Source organism: Clostridium algidicarnis, assembly GCF_000703125.1.
Lineage (GTDB): Bacteria > Bacillota > Clostridia > Clostridiales > Clostridiaceae > Clostridium_L > Clostridium_L algidicarnis.
In genome coordinates, this window is the sequence record NZ_JNLN01000001.1 from 2,450,948 (window position 1) to 2,472,383 (window position 21,436).

Below are 21,436 nucleotides of genomic sequence, written 5' to 3' on the forward strand. Positions count from 1 at the left end.
TATAATATACAAGAAAAAAGCTTTATTAAACTTATAGTGAAAATTACAAATAATATAATGATTTATTTTAGAAATAAAAGCGAAAATAATATATAAAAAAAGGTAAATAATAACCTAAGATAATTGACTAGGTTATTGCATAATGATATGATTTCTAGATAGAGTTATTTAGTGTATGCATACAGTTTTATAATTATTTAAGGAAAGAGTTGGTATAGATATGAAAGATGTATTACACATTGGTCTAGATGTAGGATCTACTACAGTAAAAGTAGCAATTATGGATAAAAACTATAATTTAATATATGGTGATTACAGAAGGCACTATTCAGATATTAAAAATTCAATTAAAGAAATTTTGACTAGTATAAAAGATGAGTATAAAGATAGCTTTGTTACTATAAATGTTACAGGATCTGGTGGACTTTCAGTTTCAAAGTGGTTAGATATAGATTTTGTTCAAGAAGTTGTTGCATCCACAACCACAGTAGAAAGGTTAATTCCACAAACAGATGTAGCTATAGAGCTTGGTGGAGAAGATGCAAAAATCACCTACTTTAAAGGCGGAATAGAACAAAGAATGAATGGAACTTGTGCAGGGGGTACTGGTGCTTTTATAGACCAAATGGCTTCACTTTTGCAAACAGATGCTACAGGATTGAATGAATTATCCAAAAATCATCAACTCATATATCCTATAGCAGCTAGGTGTGGAGTATTTGCAAAGACAGATATTCAACCACTTTTAAATGAAGGTGCTAGAAAAGAAGATTTAGCAACTTCAATTTTTCAAGCAGTAGTAAATCAAACTATAAGCGGACTTGCTTGCGGTAAACCTATAAGGGGAAATATAGCATTTTTAGGCGGACCTTTGTATTTTTTATCTGAATTAAGAGACAGATTTAAAGAAACATTAAAACTAGAAGATAATCAGGTTATATTCCCTGAAAATTCACAGTTATTTGTAGCTATGGGAGCAGCTTTATATTCTGGTAAATCTAAAATAATTAGTTTTTCTAAGATCATAAAAGGATTAGATGTATTAGATATAAATCAAAGTCATGAAGTTGAAAGATTGATGCCTCTTTTCAAAGATGCAGATGAAAAAAAAGCTTTTGATGGAAGACATAACTTAGCAGCTACCAAAAGAGGGGACCTTTCTAAATACAAAGGAAACTGCTATTTAGGAATAGATGCAGGATCTACAACAACTAAGCTTGTATTAATGGGGGAAGATAAAGAAATATTATATTCTTTTTATGGAAGTAATAAAGGAAATCCATTAAAACTTATTACAGAGATATTAAAAGATATATATACTAAGATCCCAAAAGAGGCTAAAATTATAAATTCAGCAGTTACTGGATATGGTGAAGGCTTAATGAAGTCTGCATTTAAAATAGATATTGGGGAAATAGAAACTATTGCTCACTATAAAGCAGCAAATAATTTTCTACCAGGGGTAGAATTTATATTAGATATTGGTGGACAAGACATGAAATGCCTAAAAGTTAAGGATGGGGTTATAGAGAGTATACTTCTAAATGAAGCTTGCTCTTCTGGTTGCGGATCCTTCATTGAAACTTTTGCAAAATCATTAGGACTTACAGTAGAAGAATTTGCAAAGGAAGCACTTGAATCAAGAGCGCCTGTAGATTTAGGATCTAGATGTACTGTGTTCATGAACTCTAGAGTGAAACAAGCTCAAAAGGAAGGGGCTACTATAGCAGATATTTCTGCAGGACTTTCCTATTCTGTTATAAAAAATGCTATTTTTAAGGTAATAAAGATTAGAGACCCTAAAGATATGGGTGAAAAGATAATTGTTCAAGGTGGTACTTTTTATAATGACTCAGTTTTAAGAAGTTTTGAGTTAATTTCTAATAGAGAAGTTATAAGACCGGATATAGCAGGTCTTATGGGAGCTTATGGAGCCTCTATAATAGCTAAGGAAAGACATATAGAAAATCAAGAAAGTACTTTGTTAAAAGAAGAAGAACTTTTAAACTTTAAAGTGGAAAGCACCATGAGAAGGTGCGGGCTTTGTGCAAATAATTGTTTGCTTACAATAAATAGTTTTCCAAATAACGAAAGATTTATATCGGGTAATAGGTGTGAAAGAGGGGCAGGAAAAGAGAGTTTAAGTACAGAACTTCCTAATTTATATGAATATAAATATAAAAGATTATTTGATTACAAATCGCTACCACTAGAAGAAGCAAAAAGGGGAAGAGTAGGGATACCGAGAGTTCTTAATGTTTATGAAAATTATCCATTTTGGCATAAGTTTTTTACGGAACTTAAGTTTAGAGTAGAATTATCTCCAAGATCTTCTAAAAACATACTAGATTTAGGAATGGAAACTATACCATCAGAATCAGTTTGTTATCCAGCAAAATTAGTACATGGACATGTTATGAGCCTTATAAATAAAGGGATTGATTTTATATTTTATCCATGTATAGCTTATGAAAGAAATGAAATTAAAGAGGCTAATAACCATTATAATTGCCCTATAGTTACATCTTATGGTGAAGTAATAAAAAACAATATGGATGTAATAAAAGAAAAGAATATAAACTTCAAAAATCCATTTTTATCTCTTGAAAACAAAAAACGACTTGCAAAAAGGCTTTATGATGAATTAAAAGAGTTTTCTATAAGTTATGCAGAAGTTATATCTGCAGTGGACAAGGCCTGGGATGAAATGGACAACTTTAAGCAAGATATAAGAATAAAATCGGCAGAAGCATTAGAATATATAAAAACAACAGGCAAAAAGGGTATTGTTTTAAGTGGAAGGCCTTATCATATAGATCCAGAAATAAATCATGGTATAGCTGAACTTATAAATACCTATGATATGGCAGTGTTTACAGAGGACAGTGTAAGTCATCTAGGAGAGGTAGAAAGGCCACTAAGAGTAGTAGATCAATGGATGTACCATAGCAGGTTATATGCAGCAGCTAGTTTTGTTGCAACACAGGACTCATTAGAACTTGTTCAATTAACGTCCTTTGGATGTGGACTTGATGCAGTTACAACAGATCAAGTGCAAGAAATATTAGCTAAAAAAGGCAAGATATATACATTACTTAAAATAGATGAAGGAAACAATCTAGGAGCTGTAAAAATAAGATTAAGATCCTTAAAAGCTTCTATGGAGGAAAGGGAAAGATCCGGATACGTACCAGTAATTAGCAATGAAACTCAAGAGAGAATACCATTTACAAAGGAAATGAGAAAAAATCATACTATATTGGCACCGGAAATGTCACCTATTCATTTTCAATTTATAGAAACAGCGTTTAGGGCTAGTGGGTATAATCTTGTAATACTACCTACAGTAGATAGTGCAGCTGTAGAAGAAGGCTTAAAATATATAAACAATGATGCTTGTTATCCTTCTATAATTGTTGTAGGTCAGTTAATACAGGCCCTTAAGTCCGGAAAATATGATATTAACAATACATCTATTATTTTAAGCCAAACTGGGGGAGGATGTAGGGCAACTAATTATATAGGATTTTTAAGAAAAGCTCTTAAAGAAGCTGGATTTAAAAATGTTCCTGTAATTTCATTAAATGCAGGAGGCCTAGAAAAAAATCCTGGTTTTTCTTTAACTCCAGGGTTAATTAACAAAGGCATTATGGGTATAGTTTATGGAGACTTATTAATGAGAGTTTTATATAAAGTAAGACCTTATGAGAAAATCAAGGGATCTTCTAATGAATTATATAATAATTGGGTAAAAAGGATTAACATTAATGTATCAAATGGAAATCATAAAGAGTTTAGACAAAATATTAAAGATATAGTATATGACTTTGATAATTTAGAAATAAATCATGTAGTGAAGCCTAAGGTTGGCCTTGTAGGTGAAATATTAGTTAAGTTCCATCCTTCAGCAAACAATAATGTGGTAGAACTTATTGAAAAAGAAGGTGCTGAGGCTATTATGCCAGACTTGTTAGATTTCTTTTTGTATTCTTCCTATGATCAAGATTATAAATATAAATATCTTTCAGGGAGTAAAATGTCTCAAGTACTAGGGAATGCTGCTATAAAAGCTATGGAATATTACAGAAAAACCTTAAGAGAAGCATTAGAGGAAAGTAAAAGATTTGAACCGCCAAAACATATAAAAGAACTAGCTTTTAAAGCTTCAAAGATAATATCTTTAGGTAATCAAACAGGAGAAGGTTGGTTTTTAACAGCAGAGATGATAGAACTTATAGAAAGTGGAACACAAAATATAATTTGTATGCAGCCTTTTGCATGTCTACCTAATCATGTAACTGGTAAGGGAATGATAAAAGCACTTAAAGCAAATTATCCAAAAGCTAATATAGTGGCTGTGGATTATGATCCGGGAGCTAGCGAAGTAAATCAACTAAATAGAATAAAATTAATGCTTTCTGCAGCTTTTAAGAATCTTGAAAAACCAATTAAACCAAAGGAAATAGAAGAAATAGAAGAAAAGCAATTGGCAGATCAATGTAATAAATTATAAAGCTTGACACTAGAGGTATAAGTAAGATAATATAATTATTAAAATGAATATGTTGCAGTGATAAAGAGGAGTAAAGAATATAGTGCTTTAAGAGAGAAAGACTCATAGGTTGAAAAGTCTTTTATGTTACTTATTCTTGAAGGTAGCTTTTGAGCATTTTTGCTGAAAATTTAGTAAGCAAAAACGGTGCTTTGCCGTTATTATTTAAGAGCCATTTAGTTAACCGCTAAATGGGAAAAAAGGTGGTACCACGAGTCTTCGTCCTTTTATAGGAGGAGGCTCTTTTTTTGTATTCAAAAACAATTAAAATCAGATTTTATCTATTACACAAAATATTAGTTTGAAATTTAAAAGGAGGATATAATTATGGATGAGAAGAAAAACTTAGAGACGAAATATAGTCCAAAAGATTTTGAAGAAAAGATATATAAAAACTGGGAAGAAAAAGGATACTTTACTCCTAAGGTGGATCTTAACAAAAAGGCTTATACTGTAATAATGCCACCACCTAATATTACAGGAAGGTTGCATCTAGGTCACGCATTGGATAATACACTTCAAGATATGATTATAAGATTTAAAAGAATGCAAGGGTACAATGCTCTATGGCTTCCAGGAGAGGACCATGCAAGTATAGCAACTGAAGTTAAGGTGGAAAACGAATTATTAAAAAAAGGTATCAAAAAGAAAGAGATTGGTAGAGAAGCATTTTTAGAAAAGGTTTGGGAATGGACCGATGAGTATAGAGATAATATTAGATCACAAATTAAGAAAATGGGATGTTCTGTAGATTTTACTAGAGAAAGTTTTACCATGGATGAAAGACTAGATAAAGCTGTAAAACATGTTTTTGTAAAACTTTATAATGAAGGTCTTATATATCAAGGAAATAGAATTACTAACTGGTGCCCAAAATGTGTTACTGCTATTTCAGATGCTGAAATTGAACATAAGGAACAACAAGGTAACTTCTGGCACATAAAATATCCTTTAGTTGGAACAGATAGATTTTTAGAAATAGCCACTACAAGACCTGAAACAATGCTTGGAGATACTGCTGTTGCTGTAAACCCAAAGGATGAAAGATATAAAGATATAGTAGGGAAAATGTTATTATTACCTTTAGTAAATAGAGAAATTCCTATCATAGCTGATGAATATGTAGATATGGAATTTGGAACTGGAGCTGTTAAAATAACACCAGCACATGATCCAAATGATTATGAGGTAGGTAAAAGGCATAGCTTAAAAGAAATAAGGATAATGGATGATAAGGGTAATATAAATGAGTTCGGAGGAAAATACGAGGGCCTTGAAAGATATGAAGCTAGAAAGGCTATAGTAGAGGATTTGAAAAAAGAAGGATACCTAGTTAAGATAAAGGAACATGTACACAATGTAGGATTTCATGATAGATGTGGTACAGTGGTTGAACCTATAATATCAAAACAGTGGTATGTAAAGATGGAAAGTTTAGCAGCGCCTGCTATAAAGGCTGTAAAGGATGGCGAAACTAAATTCATACCAGAAAGATTTGAAAAGACATATTATAACTGGATGGAAAATATACAGGATTGGTGTATATCAAGGCAACTTTGGTGGGGACATAGAATTCCAGTTTGGTACTGTGAGTGTGGACAGATAACAGTTAGTGAAAAAACTGTAAATTGCTGTCCTAAATGTGGAAGCCATAATTTAAAGCAGGACTCTGATGTTCTAGATACTTGGTTTAGTTCAGCCCTTTGGCCTTTTTCAACACTTGGATGGCCAGAAAAGACTGAAGACTTAGAGTACTTTTACCCTACAGACACCTTAGTTACAGGATATGATATTATATTCTTCTGGGTAGCTAGAATGGTGTTTTCAGGAATACACAACCTTGGAGAGGTACCTTTTAAAAATGTATTCATCCATGGTATGGTAAGAGATTCAGAAGGTAGAAAAATGTCTAAATCTCTTGGAAATGGTGTGGACCCTTTAGAAGTTATAGATGAGTATGGTGCAGATGCATTAAGATTTATGCTTGTTACAGGAAATGCTCCAGGAAATGACATAAGATTTTATCCTGAAAGAGTTGAGTCTGCAAGAAACTTTGCAAATAAAATCTGGAATGCATCAAGGTTTGTCATGATGAACTTAGATGAAGAGTTAATGAATGAATATAAAGATTCTAAAGAATATACTTTAGCTGACAGATGGATATTATCTAAAATGAATTCGCTTATAAAAGAAGTAACAGAAAATATGGATAAGTTTGAACTTGGAATTGCTCTTCAAAAGGTATATGATTTTATATGGATAGAATTTTGTGATTGGTATATTGAGCTTGTGAAGCCTATACTTTATGGTGAAGATAAAAAACAAAAGGCTACCACATTAAATGTATTAAAGAAAGTTTTAACTGTTTCATTACAACTACTTCATCCTGTAATGCCTTTTATTACAGAAGAGATATATATTCACTTAGATAGTGAGTATGAGTCTATAACTATATCTTCCTGGCCTGAGTATCAGGAAAGCTTAGTAGATGATAAGGCTGAAACTCAAATGACTTATATAGTAGAGGGTATAAAGTCCTTAAGAAATGTAAGGGCTGAGATGAATGTTATACCATCAAGAAAGACTAAAGTTCTTGCTTATGTATTAGACGAAGCTAAGGAGGCCTTTGATAAGGGGAAGACTTACTTTGAAAAGTTAGCTTCTGTAAGTGAAGTTGAAATAATAAAAGATAAGGAAAATCTTCCTGAAAACTTAGTTTCATTAGTAGTTAAAGGTGGAGAACTATTTATACCTTTACTAGATTTAGTTGATAAAGAAAAAGAACTAGAAAGATTAAATAAGGAAAAAGATAAACTTAAATCTGAAATAGAAAGAGTTCAAAAGAAACTTTCAAATGAAAGATTTGTGTCTAAGGCACCAGAATCTGTAGTTGAGGAAGAAAAAGCTAAGGGAGAAAAATATAAATCTATGTTAGAGGCTATTTTACTTAGAATTGAAAGTTTAAACTAAAATTATAAAGGCCTTAAGTATAGATTCATATAAAGACATTTTAAAAGTTAACAAAACTTTTAAAGGTAAGAAAATGAAAAATCATTTTCTTACCGGGGTCTTTAATTAATATAAATATTTTACATAAGCTTAAAGGAGTTGAGATAGTTGACTTGGAATAATGCAGTAGATTTTATGAGTTATGAAGAAGCTAGAAGTTATATAGATGACACAGCGAAGTTTGGAAACAACTATGGATTATCACGAACTGAAAAGATTTTAGAACTTCTTGGAAATCCTCATAAAAAGATAAAATGTATACATGTAGCAGGTACTAATGGAAAAGGATCTACTACAGCAATGATAAATGAAATGCTTTTCAAAGCTGGGTATAAAGTAGGAATGTACACATCCCCATACCTAGAGGAATTTGAAGAAAGGATGCAAATTAATAAAGAAAATATTTCAAAAGATAATTTAAGAAAAGTAATATCAGAATTAGCGAAAGTAGTAAATGAAGTTATTAAATTAGGTTATGAGCATCCTACAGAATTTGAGATAATAACCTGTGCTATGTATTTATATTTTTATTTAGAAAAGGTTGATTATGCTGTAATTGAGGTAGGACTTGGAGGAAGACTTGATTCTACTAATGTTATAACACCGCTAATATCAGTTATAACATCTATAAGTTATGATCATATGGATATATTAGGATCAACTTTAACAGAAATTGCCACAGAAAAAGCAGGTATAATTAAAAAAGGAATACCTGTAGTATGTTATCCGCAAAATGAGGAAGCTTTAGAAGTAATAAAAACCAAATGTAAAAAAGAGGGCTCGGAACTTATATTAGTTAAAGAAGATTCATCTAAATTAATAAATGTTATAGAAAAAGAAAATTCATTAACTCAAGCTTTAGAAATAAATACTAACAAAGATACTTATTTTATAGAATTATCTCTTTTAGGACAACATCAGATATTAAACGCTTCACTTGCTATCTTCGTTATAGAAAAACTTTGTAGCATTGAAAATATTGAAATAGAAAGTAATACTATAATTAAGGCTCTAAAAGATGTTAAGTGGCCAGCTAGACTTGAAGTTGTAAAGTATGATAAAGGTAAGGTAATTATAGATGGAGCTCATAACATAGATGGGATTATGAAGCTTAAAGAGAGCATAACCACCTATTTTAAATACGACAAAATGATTTTAATATTAGGAATCCTTGCGGACAAGCAAGTTGATGAAATGCTAAGTGTCATAGCACCTATGAGCAAAAAGATCATAACAGTAACTCCACATAGCAAAAGGGCAGAACTAGCCTTAGAATTAAAAGAGCATGTAAAAAGGTACAATGAAAATTGTGAGTCAATAGAAGATTATAAAAAGGCCTACGAAAAGGCTTTAACATATGCATCTCCAAATGATATTATAGTAATTTCAGGGTCGCTTTATATGGTTGGAGATATGAGAAGAATAATAAAAAATATGAGTCTATAAAGAAAATTATATTATTAAAATAAAAAAATAAAGATGTGAATATATTCCTATATGGAGAATATATTCACATCTTTTTATATTTGTTTATAAATTGTATTAGTTATATTTAATAGAGTAGTTATTAAATTAAATTATTTTTGAATACTACCCAATTGATATAAAGTACATATAATAATTATTATATCAATTAGGTAAGTATATGAAAACTATTACTATAGGAAAGGAGTAGTGTTATTATGGATTATCTCTATATATGCAATACGGGATCTGATTCTGTTTCTAAAGTATGTCTAAAAGACTTAAAAGAAACAAAAATTAATATTAAAAGGCAAAGTGAACTAGTTGGACCACATGGGATATGTCCATGGAAAAGCTACGTAATAGTAGCTAATAATTACAACGATACAATATCTATATTGGATATTATAGAAGATAAAGAGGTGGCAAACTATTATATAGGGTCCCATTGTAATGATTTAAAGGTATTTAAGGAATATGCTTATGTGCTTTGTGGGGAATCTAATACTTTAGTTATATTTGATTTAATAAGTAGAAAAGTTATAAGAGAACTTCCTTGTGGAAACATGCCTCATAGTATTGATATATGTAAAAACAGTGGTGTAGCTGCGGTGGCTAATATGGGGGGGCATGAAATATCTATTATAGATTGTAATAAAAATGAGGTAATAAAAACCATAAATCTTTTTGAATCTTATCCAACAAAAGTAATACTTAGTGAGGATGGAGAAAATATAATAGTATGTGAAAGTAATATGGGCATTGATAGAAATGGAAGAATAAACATTTTAGCTATAAATCAAGGCAAATCTGTAGCTACTGTTGAAACAGGCAGATGTCCTGTAGATATGTCAGTAGACTTTAAAAAGAATTTAGGATTTGTATCTAATTTTTCTGAAGGAACTATAAGTATTTTAGATTTAAAGCATATGGAAGAGATAAAAAGGGTATATCTAGGTGGAACACCAAGGGGAATATTGCAACATAAGAAATTTTTATATGTAGGAGACAACTATAATAATGTGCTTATTAAATATGACATATATAAGGGCAATAAAAATGCCATTACCATAGATAAAGAACCTAATGGAATGGCATTAGTATAAACTTAACTGTTTATAAGAAGTTGCATTATTTTATTATATATTTCAGAAGAATTTGATTTCCATTTATCACAAAGTGACATAGCTTGCTTATTTGAAGTAACATTTATTTTTAAATCCATAAGCATAAAGTCGTTTTCTATAGCTTTTAAGTCTACTATAAAGTTACCATTGTCGTCAATGGTATAGTCAGAAGTTAGGGTAAGTTCTCTTTTTATGGTGTCTAATCTTTCTTTTATATAAGCCTCTATAACTTCTGTTTTAGAAGGAGATATTCTATCTTGAAACATAGATAGTACCTTTTCTCCTTTAGCAGATAATACTAAGACTTTTTTTTCGTTTTTTTTGTCGTAGCTAATAAAAGACGATGAAATTAATTCTGTTATATATTGTTGTAGTGTAAAGTAGTTTATAAAACCATTTTCTAGAATCATTTCTGTTAATTGACTATTAGATATAGGTATCTTTATACTTTTCAATATATATAGCACCATTAATTTGTTTTCCGCTAGTTCTAAAGTGCTTTCATACATTACTATTCCCACCCTCCCTTTATAAATGAAAGTGTACTTATATATTATAGCATAAAAAGCATTTAAAATCTTTATCCCTTTATTATTTTAAAATTAAAAAAGATATTTTAAACTTCTGAATATATGTGAGTTAACATTAATATTAATTAATATATGAGAGGGGTAGGGGAGGTTTAATATGGAGAAGGTTATTAAGAAAAAAATAATTAAGAAAGGGATAATTTCTTTGATTTTAGTAACTGTAGTAATTTTCACTTATATTACTTTAGGTAATGGAAATTTTTTAGTTGATTCAAAAGTTCAGAAAAAGGTGCCTATATATTCAGTAGAAACCAGTGAGAAAAAGATTTCTTTCACCTTTGATATAAGTTGGGGGTTAGACAATGTGGAAGAAATACTAGATGTATTAGATGAATATAATGTAAAGGCCACATTTTTTGTTGTAGGTGGATGGATTGATTATGATTTAAAAAATGCAGAAATGGTGAAAGAAATACATAAAAGAGGTCATGAAATAGGAAATCATAGTAACATGCATCCAGATATGAGTAAAATATCTAAAGATAGAATTATAAAAGAGTTAGAAGCTACTAGTGCTAAGATAAAAAATATAACTAATGAAGATGTAAAACTTTTTAGATGTCCTAGTGGAGCATATAATAATCTTCTAATTGATACAGCACAAGGGCTTAATTATTATGTTATTCAGTGGGATGTAGATAGTATAGATTGGAAGTCGGAGGGGCCTGAGATTGAATATAATAGAGTTATAGATAAAACTAAAGCTGGATCTATACTTTTATTCCATAATGATGCAAAATATACACCTAAAAACATTCCAAGGGTTATTCAATACTTTAAATCTAAAGGTTATGAAATAGTGAAGGTTGGTGACCTTATATATAAAGAAAATTATAAGATTGATAGTTTAGGAGTGCAAAAGCTAATGAATCAGTAAAATAATTAAGATGAAGATTTAAGTAAATGTAATATAAATGAATGTGTATTGTAGAAAATAGTAATAATTGTATGCGTAGTAGAATATTTTAGTTATATAAGATGATAAAAAAACAAAGGGAGAGAGGGGCTAATATGGATAATTTGATGTTGAACAATAAGATTTATTTAGAGGGGAAGATTGTTTCAGATCTAGAGTTTAGTCATGAAATGTATGGAGAAGGGTTTTATATATTTTATTTAGAGTCTACAAGACTAAGTGATGCAAGTGATATTTTGTCTATAACTATATCAGAAAGACTAATGGGTGGTATAAAATTTGAAATTGGTACAGAAGTGGCATTAGAAGGACAACTAAGGTCTTATAATAAATTTATAGATGGATGCAATAGACTTATATTGACGGTATTTGCAAGGAATATAGAGCTTTGTCTTGAAAAAAGCAAAAATCCTAATGAAATATTCTTAGATGGATTTATATGCAAGGAACCAGTATATAGAACCACTCCTTTTGGTCGTGAAATAGCAGATATATTAATAGCGGTTAATAGACCCTATAATAAATCTGACTATATACCAACAATAGCTTGGGGAAGAAACTCAAGATTTTGCCAAACCTTGAGTGTTGGAGATAATATAAGGATTTGGGGAAGACTTCAGAGTAGGGAATATCAAAAAAAAGTATCTGAAAATGAATATGTGAAGAAGGTAGCCTATGAAGTATCCACATCTAAAATGGAGAAGGTTGTTAAAGAGGATTCGGACGTGGATGAATCAAATCATGATGAAAAAGTAGTTTAAAAAATCACTGCTAGGGTAAACATATAAGAATTACCTTAGCAGTGATTTTTATTTATGAAAATTAATTATTTTCTAAGATCATCTAAAAGTTTGGTTTTATCTTTAGTTTTATCATCAACAACTTTTATAATTTTAGCTGGAGTGCCTGCAACAACTACATTTTCAGGAACATCTTCAACTACAACTGAACCAGCTGCAACTACAGATCCTTTGCCTATTTTAACGCCTTCTAAGATAACAGCATTTGCTCCTATTAATACATTATCTCCAATTTCACAAGGTGTTTTACTTGGTGGCTCTAAGACACCTGCAACTATAGCTCCAGCTCCAAGGTGGACACTTTTACCAAGCTTTCCACGGGCTCCTACTACAGCATTCATATCTACCATAGAACCTTCGCCTATTTCTGCGCCTATGTTAATAATTGCGCCCATCATTATAACTGAATTTTTGCCTATAGAAACTTTATCTCTTATAACTGCACCTGGTTCTATCCTTGCATCAACTTCTAAAAGGTTTATAAGAGGAATTGCAGAGTTTCTTCTATCGTTTTCCATTCTAAAGTGTTTAATTGTTTCTTTATTGTTTAATATGAAATTGGAAATCTCATCACTTTCACCAAAAAGTATATAAATTCCCTCAGAGCCATACCATTCTATAGTTTCAGGAAATGTGCCAAGGGTACCATTTACATAAGTTTTTACCGGCGTAGATTTTTTTGATTCTTTTATGTATCTTGCAATTTCATAAGGGTCAGTTAAATCATAGTTCATATAATTAAATCATCCTTTCAAACTTTGATGTATTTTTTTCTTTAATATAATATAATAGATTATATCATATTATATCATATTATATAATTATTATTCTGAGAAAAGAGGGTAATCTACATGAATGAAAACCTTAAAAATGTTGAAGTTTCGGGTATAAGGAAGTTTTTTGATAAGGTAACAAAAGTTGAAGGAGCAATATCTTTAACATTAGGGCAACCTGACTTCGCGGTTCCAGTGCCTATAAAAGAGGGCATAATAAAGGCCTTAAATGAAAATAAAACTAAATATACACCTAATAATGGAATTCCAGAGCTTAGAGAAAAGATAAGTAAGTATTTATCTACAATGAATATTCATTACGATAAACAGGAAATTTGTGTTACAGCTGGAGGAAGCGAAGGCTTATTTTGTCTTTTTACAGCTATATTAAATAAGGGTGATAAAGTACTTATACCATCAATAGCGTATCCCTCTTATGAAGCCATATCAAAAATACTAGGAGCAGATGTTAGCTATTATAATTTAAAAGAAGATTTATCTATAGATATAGAAGACATCAAAGAAAAATTAAAAAAAGATAATATAAAGGCCATGGTATTATCTTTCCCATCTAATCCAACAGGTACAGTTTTAAGTAAGAAAGATTTAAAAGAGTTGCATGATATATTAAAGAAAAGTTCAACTATAATAATTTCCGATGAAATATATAGTTCTATAAATTTTGAGGGAAATTATTATTCTATATCTCAATATGAAGATATTTTGGATAGAGTTATTTTAATAAGTGGATTTTCTAAAATGTTTTCTATGACAGGCCTTAGAATAGGCTATGTATGTGCAAAAGAAAAATACATTAAAGAAATTACTAAGATTCATCAATATAATGCATCTTCTGCACCGTCAATTGTACAGTGGGGTGTATATGAGGGATTTGAAGAGGGTATGGAATATGTAAAGATTATGAGAGATGAATTTAAAAAAAGATCTGAATATGTATATGATAGACTGATATCTATGGGGGTTGAAAGTAATCTACCCAAAGGAGCTTTTTATATATTTCCTTCAATAAAAAGATATGGACTAAGTAGTGAAGATTTTTGCTTAAGGTTGCTGAAAGAATCAAAGGTAGCATTGGTTCCGGGGTCTGCATTTGGATCAGCTGGAGAGGGATATGTAAGAATTTCTTATTCATATAGTATGGATACCTTAAAAAAGTCTTTAGATTTATTAGAAGTGTGGCTAAAAAATAATTTTAAAAACATTTAAAAGGTAGGTAAAGGAGATAACCTTATTAGTCTAGATTTAGTTTCTAGGTAGTAAGGTTATTTGCTTTATATTACAAAATGTATATGAGCATACTTTTTAGTAATTATATAAAAGAATATAGAATAATTTGCAAATTAAGTGAGTATATAATTAATAGAATTTAAAAGTATATAAGAAATGTAATTGACATAAAAAATAAGTTGTGGTAATATTATAAAAAATGAAACGCACATTTAATTATTAATCAATTATCAGTAAACTAAATCAAACCTATAGATTAAACCTATAATTTAAAAAATCAATGAAATTACCTTTCAAAAATAAGTGTAGTATACTTCATTCTATGTATACGTCAATAAATTACCTAACATGCTATTTAAGTATTTACTATATATAATCCTACAAAGATTAGTCTGAATATTGTGACATATGAGAGGGGGCGCAACATTAGATTTAAACTTAAAGAAGGGGGGAAATATCTTGATAAAGTATATTTTAAAAAGGTTATTTGCAAGTATTATAACTATTTGGATCGTTATTACGTTAACTTTCTTTTTAATGAGATTAATGCCAGGAGGACCCTTTGATGGGGAAAAAAAGGTACCACCACAAATTAAAGCTAACTTAGAAGCAAAATTTGGGATGGATAAGCCTCTTGGGACGCAGTATGTAATATATATGAAAAATCTTTTAAAAGGAGATCTTGGTCCATCTATGAAATATGAAGGTAGAACCGTTAGATGGGTTATTGGTTATTCATTCCCAACCTCAGCTAAGCTAGGTATTGTTGTAGTTATAGTAGCTTTGGGTTTGGGGGTTTATATGGGGGTAATCTCGGCTTTGAATCAAGGGAAATGGCCCGATTATCTTTGTATGATTTTAGCTACCTTGGGTGTTACTGTACCAAGTTTTGTAATGGCCACATTGCTCATACTGGTGTTTTCAGTTAAATTAGGGCTTTTACCAGTAATAGGGTTTGGAAGTGCTAAAAATTATATAATGCCTGTAATAGCACTGGGTGGATACTCCATAGCATTTATAGCAAGGCTTACAAGGTCTAGACTAATAGAGGTGGTGCAGCAAGATTATGTGAGAACAGCTAAAGCTAAAGGATTAAGTAGAAATACTGTTATATACAAACATGCTTTAAGAAATTCATTAATACCTATTGTTACTTATTTAGGACCACTAGTTGCTGGAATACTTACAGGAAGTTTTGTTGTTGAAAGAATATTTGGTATACCAGGACTTGGTGGAGAATTCGTAAATTCCATTAATAATAGGGATTACACCACTCTTTTGGGAGTTACAGTTTTTTATAGTGTTTTATTAGTTGTATGTAATTTTATTGTTGATATTTTATATGTAATCATAGATCCAAGGATTAAGCTTGATAATTTAAAGACTGAATAGTTGGGGGGGTGACTAATATGGAGATTAATGAAAAAATAGATATAGAAATGTTTAATAAGGTTTCTGATGAAGAAAAGATAAAAGATGAGATAGTAAGGCCAAGTGTTACCTATTGGCAAGATGCGTGGAGAAGACTAAAAGCAAATAAACTTGCAATAGTATCTTTAGGTTTTATTATAGCAATTACCCTAGGAGCAATTTTTGTACCTATGTTTTCTAAGTTTGATTATTTCAGTAATGATTTTAGCGTGGCTAATCAAAGATCTAGTTCAATTCATTGGTTTGGAACAGATCAATTTGGAAGAGATTTATTTGTGAGAATTATGTATGGAGCTAGATATTCTTTAACTATAGCTTATGTAGCCTCTTTTCTTAATTTTGTTATAGGAGTTTTATACGGAGGTATTGCAGGATATGTGGGAGGAACTGTAGACAGTGTGATGATGAGAATTGTAGATATTATATATTCTATACCAATGATGATATATGTAATATTACTTATGGTTATTATTGGACCTGGACTTAAAAGTATAATAGTGGCACTTGCTATTTCGTATTGGCTTTCAATGGCTCGTATTGTAAGAGGAGAAATATTACAGCTTAAGGAACAAGAATTTGTTCTTGCAGCTAGAGTTCTAGGAGCTAATGGGAAGCGTATATTATTAAGACACCTAATACCTAATAGTATGGGATCTATAATTGTAACACTAACCTTGTTAATTCCTTCAGCCATATTTACTGAGGCCTTTCTAAGCTTTGTGGGACTCGGAATTCCAGCACCAAAAGCATCTTGGGGAACTTTAACTTCTGAAGCACTTCAAGGGTATACCATATATCCTTATCAGTTAATATTTCCGTCACTAGCCATCTGTTTTACTATATTAGCTTTTAACCTTTTAGGAGATGGACTTAGAGATGCTTTGGATCCAAAATTAAGAAAATAAGCTGATTAAGGGGTGATATATATGGAAAACTTATTAGAAATAAGGGACTTAAAGACTAGCTTCTTCACCCATGTGGGCGAGGTTAAAGCTGTGGGGGGCATATCTTTTAGTTTGAAAAAAGGTCAGGCAGTAGGGATAGTAGGTGAGTCTGGCAGTGGAAAAAGTGTAAGTATGATGTCCTTAATGAGACTTTTGTCTGATAACGGAAAGATTATAAATGGTGAAATAATATTTGATAATAAAGATTTAGTGAAACTAAAAGAAAAGGATATGGAAAAAATAAGAGGAAATGATATAGGAATGATATTTCAGGACCCGATGACTTCCTTAAATCCTGTTTATACCATAGGAAAACAGGTAATTGAACCTTTAATGAAACATAAATCAATGACTAAAACTGAAGCTTACAATACTGCATTAAAGATGTTATCAATTGTTGGAATACCAAGTCCTGAAAAAAGAATGACACAGTATCCTCATGAGTTTTCAGGTGGAATGAGACAAAGAGTTATGATAGCCATGGCCATGGTGTGTGATCCAAAATTATTGATTGCAGACGAGCCTACAACAGCTCTCGATGTAACTATACAAGCTCAAATACTTGAACTTATGAAAGATCTTAAAGAAAAGATTAATACATCAATTATATTAATAACTCATGACCTTGGAGTAGTTGCTGATGTGTGTGATGATATAAATGTAATGTATGGAGGACTTATTATTGAAAAGGGCAGCAAAGAGGATATTTTTTATCATCCAAAGCATCCATACACTTGGGGATTACTTAGGAGCATTCCAAATCCTAAAGCTCAATTAAAGGAAAGGTTAAAACCTATTGATGGTCAGCCGCCAGATTTATTAAAGCCTCCTGTAGGATGTCCTTTTGCCCCTAGATGTGAATATGCCATGAAAATATGTTTAGCTAAAAGGCCTCCATTTTTTAAGATTAACGAATATCATACTTCGGCCTGTTGGTTAAATCATCCAAACTCTATTAAAGTAATGGCACCAGTTGGTAGGGAGGCGATCAAAAATGTCTGAAAAAAAAGAAGTGTTATTAGAAGTAAATAATTTAACTAAATTCTTTCCAGTTAAGAAAGGAAGTTTTTTAGGAAGTAAAAGCTATGTTAAGGCTGTAGATAGGGTAAGCTTTAAAATTAATAGAGGAGAAACTTTAGGTCTTGTAGGAGAATCAGGTTGTGGAAAAACTACTCTAGGGAGGACTGCAGTTAGGCTTTATGATACTACAGCAGGAGAAATAATATATAAGGGCGTAGATTTAGCTAAATATAGTCAAAAGCAGATGTTACCCTATAGAAGAAAATTACAGATGATATTTCAAGATCCTTATGCCTCCTTGGATTCAAGAATGACAGTAGGAGATATAATAGGTGAAGCTATAGATATACACAACCTTGGAAAGGGAAAAGAAAGGTTAGATAAGATCAGAAGTCTTTTAGATAAGGTTGGGTTAAATGGAGATCATATAAGTAGGTATCCACATGAATTTTCAGGAGGGCAACGACAAAGAATTGGTATTGCAAGAGCTCTTGCAGTAGAACCAGAATTTATAGTTTGTGATGAACCTATTTCAGCATTGGACGTATCTATACAAGCACAGGTTGTGAACATGCTAGAGGATTTACAACAGGATTTAGGATTAACCTATCTTTTTATTGCTCACGATTTATCTATGGTTAAGCATATATCTAATAATATAGGAGTAATGTACTTAGGAAGACTTGTAGAGGTTGGAGAAAGTAACGAACTTTATGATCATCCTCTTCATCCATATACTCAGGCTCTTCTTTCTGCAATACCTATACCTGATCCTGAAGCATCTGCAGCACAAAGGAGAATTGTTTTAAAGGGAGAAATCCCATCGCCAATAGATCCGCCTCCAGGATGTAGATTTAAAGGAAGATGTAAATATGCAAAACCAATATGTTCTGAAGAGGACCCAGATTTAAAAGAAGTCCAAAACAACCATTTTGTTGCATGCCATCTATATTAATCGCTATTAATTTTAGGAGGTGACGTTAAGAAGGGCTAATGGATTATATAAAATTTATTATAAAGGGGGAAGGAAAATGTTAAGAAGGAATACTAAAATAATAGGTTTGTTACTAGCTTTTGCTGTAGGCTCAACTATATTTGCAGGATGTTCTAAAAAAGAAGAAGAGGGCGTAGATAAGAAAACAGATCAAGTAATAGTTTATAACCTAGGAGCGGATCCTAAAACTTTAGATCCAGCTTTGAATGCCGCAGTAGATGGTGCTACTGTATTGTCAAATGCCTTTGAAGGATTAACTAAATTAGATGATAAAGATGCTCCGGTAGCTGGAGTAGCTGAAAAGTGGGATGTTTCTAAGGATGAGTTAGAATATACATTTCATCTTAGAAAAGATGCAAAATGGTCTGATGGAGAGCCAGTAAAAGCTTCTGATTTTGAATATGCATGGAAGAGAGCATTAGACCCTAATACTGCAGCAGAATATGCTTATCAGTTATATTACCTAAAAAATGCTGAGTCTTATAATAGTAAAGAAGCTAAAGATGGCAAGGCAAAGGCTACTGTAGATGAAATAGGGGTAAAGGCTGTAGATGATAGTACCCTTAAAGTTACACTTGAATATCCAACAAAATACTTTTTATCACTAACAGCTTTTCCTACTTATTTTCCAGTAAGAAAAGATATAGTAGATAAAAACCCAACAGCTTGGGCTAACGAAGTAAGTAGTTATATTTCTAACGGACCATTTAAAATGTCAGAATGGAAACCTAAAGATACTATAACTTTTGTAAAGAACGAAAATTACTGGAATGCAAGTAAAATTAAATTAGATAAAATAGAGTATAAAATGATTGATGAGGCTACAGCAGCATTGTCAGCATTTAAGACTGGCCAATTTGATATAATAGAATCACCACCAGCTCAAGAACTACCTAACCTTTTAAAAGATGGCACAGCTAAGATATATCCTAGCCTTGGAACTTATTTCTACTGTTTAAACTTGTCTGATAAGGCTGAAGGCGTAGATAAACAAGCAGCTAAAGCTTTAAAAGATCCTAAGGTTAGAAAAGCTTTAACATTAGCTATAAATAGAAAAGACATAGTTGAAAATGTAACTAAAGGTGAACAAATACCTGCAGTTAGTTTTGTACCTAAGGGTATAAAAGAAAGTGGAGATAAAGATTTCCAAAACAAAGAATATTACAAACCAGAAGGAAATATAGAAGAGGCTAAAAAGTTATTAGATGAAGCTGGATATCCAGAAGGAAAGGGATTCCCTACAATACCTCTATCATACAATACTAATCAAGGGCATCAAAATATAGCTCAAGCAGTTCAAGATATGTGGAGAAAAAATTTAGGTATAGAAGTAGAATTAAAGAATGAGGAATGGAAGGTTTTCCAAGAATCTAGAAACAATAAAGATTATATAATTGCAAGACATGGTTGGATAGGAGATTACTCAGATCCTATGACATTTTTAGATATGTGGTCATCAACTTCTGGAAATAATGATGCAGCTTATAATAATCCAGACTATGATAAAGCATTAAATAATGCGAAAAATGAATTAGATCCAGCTAAAAGAATGGCATTTTTACATGAAGCAGAGGATATATTAATGAATGATATGCCTATAGTACCTATTTATTACTACACAAATATTATATGCCAAAAAGATTATGTTAAAGGTGTAGTAAAATCACCTCTAGGTTTTGTATTCTTTGAAAATGCTTATGTAGAAAAATAAAAGATAATAAAAATATAAAGAGCACTAAAAAGTGCTCTTTGTATTTTTTTCTTTTTATTATAATAAATTAGCTGGGAATTTTACTACAAAATCATGAATTTAAAGATCTATCATATCATCCATATTATATAAGCCTTTATACTTATTAGAAATAAACTCACAAGCTCTTAATGCTCCAACAGCGAAGACATCTCTTGAAATTGCTTTGTGATTAATTTCTATTACTTCGCCAGAACCAGCAAAAATAACATCGTGATCTCCTACAATATTTCCACCTCTTATAGAATGCATACCTATTTCTTTAGGATCTCTTTTTTTATTGCCTTCTCTACCATGAATAAGTTCTGTTGAATCTTTAATTGATTCTTGTATGGTATGAGTTAATAAAAGGGCTGTGCCACTAGGGGAATCAATCTTTTGATTATGGTGCTTTTCTATAATTTCAATATCAAAATTTTCATATAAAAAAGGAGCAATATTTTTTAGAATATTATTTATTACATTTATGCCTATACTCATATTAGCAGATCTAAATATAGGAATATAGTTACTATATTCATTTATTAAATCAATATCTTCCTTTGAGTATCCTGTAGTGCATAAAACTAAAGCCATTTTTTTTGACCTTGAATATTTAAGAATATACTTTAAGGCTTCTTTCCTAGAAAAGTCTAGTATTACATCGGCAGTAATATTACAATCCTCAATACTAGAAAATACAGGATAAGAACACTTAGAATCATTTTTATCTATACCTGCAACGAGATCAATATTTTTAAAGTCGCTTAGGCAGCTAGTAACCACTTTGCCCATTTTGCCATTACAACCATTTAGTATTAATTTAACCATAAAATCTC

General features: G+C 31.0%; 15 protein-coding genes and 1 other annotated feature. Of the genes, 12 read left to right on the forward strand and 3 right to left on the reverse strand.

Going from position 1 to position 21,436, the window contains the following annotated elements; translation table 11 throughout:
* The first annotated feature begins 220 nt into the window (after positions 1-220).
* The 4 genes from BV55_RS0111670 (at position 221) to BV55_RS0111685 (ending at position 10,131) form a co-directional block, all read left to right on the forward strand.
* On the forward strand, positions 221-4,513 hold the full coding sequence (locus BV55_RS0111670; protein ID WP_029452996.1) for a 2-hydroxyacyl-CoA dehydratase: 4,293 nt from the start codon (positions 221-223) through the stop codon (positions 4,511-4,513).
* Positions 4,514-4,561: 48 nt separating this feature from the next.
* Positions 4,562-4,782: a binding site (T-box leader), on the forward strand.
* A gap of 97 nt (positions 4,783-4,879) precedes the next feature.
* Complete coding sequence (locus tag BV55_RS0111675; RefSeq protein WP_029452997.1) at positions 4,880-7,522, forward strand: valine--tRNA ligase; 2,643 nt, start codon at positions 4,880-4,882, stop codon at positions 7,520-7,522.
* 174 nt (positions 7,523-7,696) lie between these two features.
* Positions 7,697-9,007 carry a bifunctional folylpolyglutamate synthase/dihydrofolate synthase gene (locus tag BV55_RS0111680; protein WP_029452998.1) on the forward strand — a complete coding sequence of 437 codons (1,311 nt, stop codon included), beginning with the start codon at positions 7,697-7,699 and terminating at the stop codon, positions 9,005-9,007.
* Positions 9,008-9,243: 236 nt separating this feature from the next.
* Positions 9,244-10,131 (forward strand): YncE family protein, encoded by an 888-nt coding sequence (locus BV55_RS0111685; RefSeq protein WP_029452999.1) that lies wholly within the window; start codon positions 9,244-9,246, stop codon positions 10,129-10,131.
* A 2-nt stretch (positions 10,132-10,133) separates the two neighbouring features.
* On the opposite strand, the gene BV55_RS0111690 is transcribed toward BV55_RS0111685, so the two are convergent.
* Positions 10,134-10,661 carry a DUF4364 family protein gene (locus BV55_RS0111690; RefSeq protein WP_029453000.1) on the reverse strand — a complete coding sequence of 176 codons (528 nt, stop codon included), beginning with the start codon at positions 10,659-10,661 and terminating at the stop codon, positions 10,134-10,136.
* A 190-nt stretch (positions 10,662-10,851) separates the two neighbouring features.
* Here BV55_RS0111690 and pdaB point away from each other — a divergent pair, with 190 nt between their 5' ends.
* Entirely contained in the window at positions 10,852-11,619 is a 768-nt protein-coding gene (gene pdaB, locus BV55_RS0111695; protein WP_029453001.1) for a polysaccharide deacetylase family sporulation protein PdaB, read from the forward strand.
* A 134-nt stretch (positions 11,620-11,753) separates the two neighbouring features.
* Positions 11,754-12,419 carry a single-stranded DNA-binding protein gene (locus tag BV55_RS0111700; RefSeq protein ID WP_029453002.1) on the forward strand — a complete coding sequence of 222 codons (666 nt, stop codon included), beginning with the start codon at positions 11,754-11,756 and terminating at the stop codon, positions 12,417-12,419.
* 65 nt (positions 12,420-12,484) lie between these two features.
* Here the strand turns inward: BV55_RS0111700 and dapD are convergent, their stop codons facing one another.
* Positions 12,485-13,192 (reverse strand): 2,3,4,5-tetrahydropyridine-2,6-dicarboxylate N-acetyltransferase, encoded by a 708-nt coding sequence (gene dapD, locus BV55_RS0111705; protein ID WP_029453003.1) that lies wholly within the window; start codon positions 13,190-13,192, stop codon positions 12,485-12,487.
* Between the two features lie 117 nt (positions 13,193-13,309).
* Here dapD and BV55_RS0111710 point away from each other — a divergent pair, with 117 nt between their 5' ends.
* The 6 genes from BV55_RS0111710 (at position 13,310) to BV55_RS0111735 (ending at position 20,579) form a co-directional block, all read left to right on the forward strand.
* Positions 13,310-14,458, forward strand: a complete 1,149-nt coding sequence (locus BV55_RS0111710) for a pyridoxal phosphate-dependent aminotransferase (RefSeq protein WP_029453004.1) — start codon at positions 13,310-13,312, stop codon at positions 14,456-14,458.
* 480 nt (positions 14,459-14,938) lie between these two features.
* Positions 14,939-15,871, forward strand: a complete 933-nt coding sequence (locus tag BV55_RS0111715) for an ABC transporter permease (RefSeq protein WP_029453005.1) — start codon at positions 14,939-14,941, stop codon at positions 15,869-15,871.
* Positions 15,872-15,888: 17 nt separating this feature from the next.
* A complete protein-coding gene (locus BV55_RS0111720) occupies positions 15,889-16,815 on the forward strand; it encodes an ABC transporter permease (protein WP_029453006.1) in 927 nt (308 codons plus the stop codon).
* A 21-nt stretch (positions 16,816-16,836) separates the two neighbouring features.
* Positions 16,837-17,856, forward strand: coding sequence for an ABC transporter ATP-binding protein (locus BV55_RS0111725; RefSeq protein WP_029453007.1), 1,020 nt, complete (start codon positions 16,837-16,839; stop codon positions 17,854-17,856).
* Complete coding sequence (locus tag BV55_RS0111730) at positions 17,849-18,829, forward strand: ABC transporter ATP-binding protein (protein ID WP_029453008.1); 981 nt, start codon at positions 17,849-17,851, stop codon at positions 18,827-18,829. The genes BV55_RS0111725 and BV55_RS0111730 overlap by 8 nt, the downstream gene beginning before the upstream one ends.
* Before the next feature lie 76 nt (positions 18,830-18,905).
* The gene (locus BV55_RS0111735; RefSeq protein WP_029453009.1) at positions 18,906-20,579 is read left to right on the forward strand and encodes a peptide ABC transporter substrate-binding protein; all 1,674 of its coding nucleotides are present in this window, start codon (positions 18,906-18,908) and stop codon (positions 20,577-20,579) included.
* A gap of 99 nt (positions 20,580-20,678) precedes the next feature.
* Here the strand turns inward: BV55_RS0111735 and dapB are convergent, their stop codons facing one another.
* A complete protein-coding gene (gene dapB, locus BV55_RS0111740) occupies positions 20,679-21,428 on the reverse strand; it encodes a 4-hydroxy-tetrahydrodipicolinate reductase (protein ID WP_029453010.1) in 750 nt (249 codons plus the stop codon).
* Between the last annotated feature and the right edge of the window lie 8 nt (positions 21,429-21,436).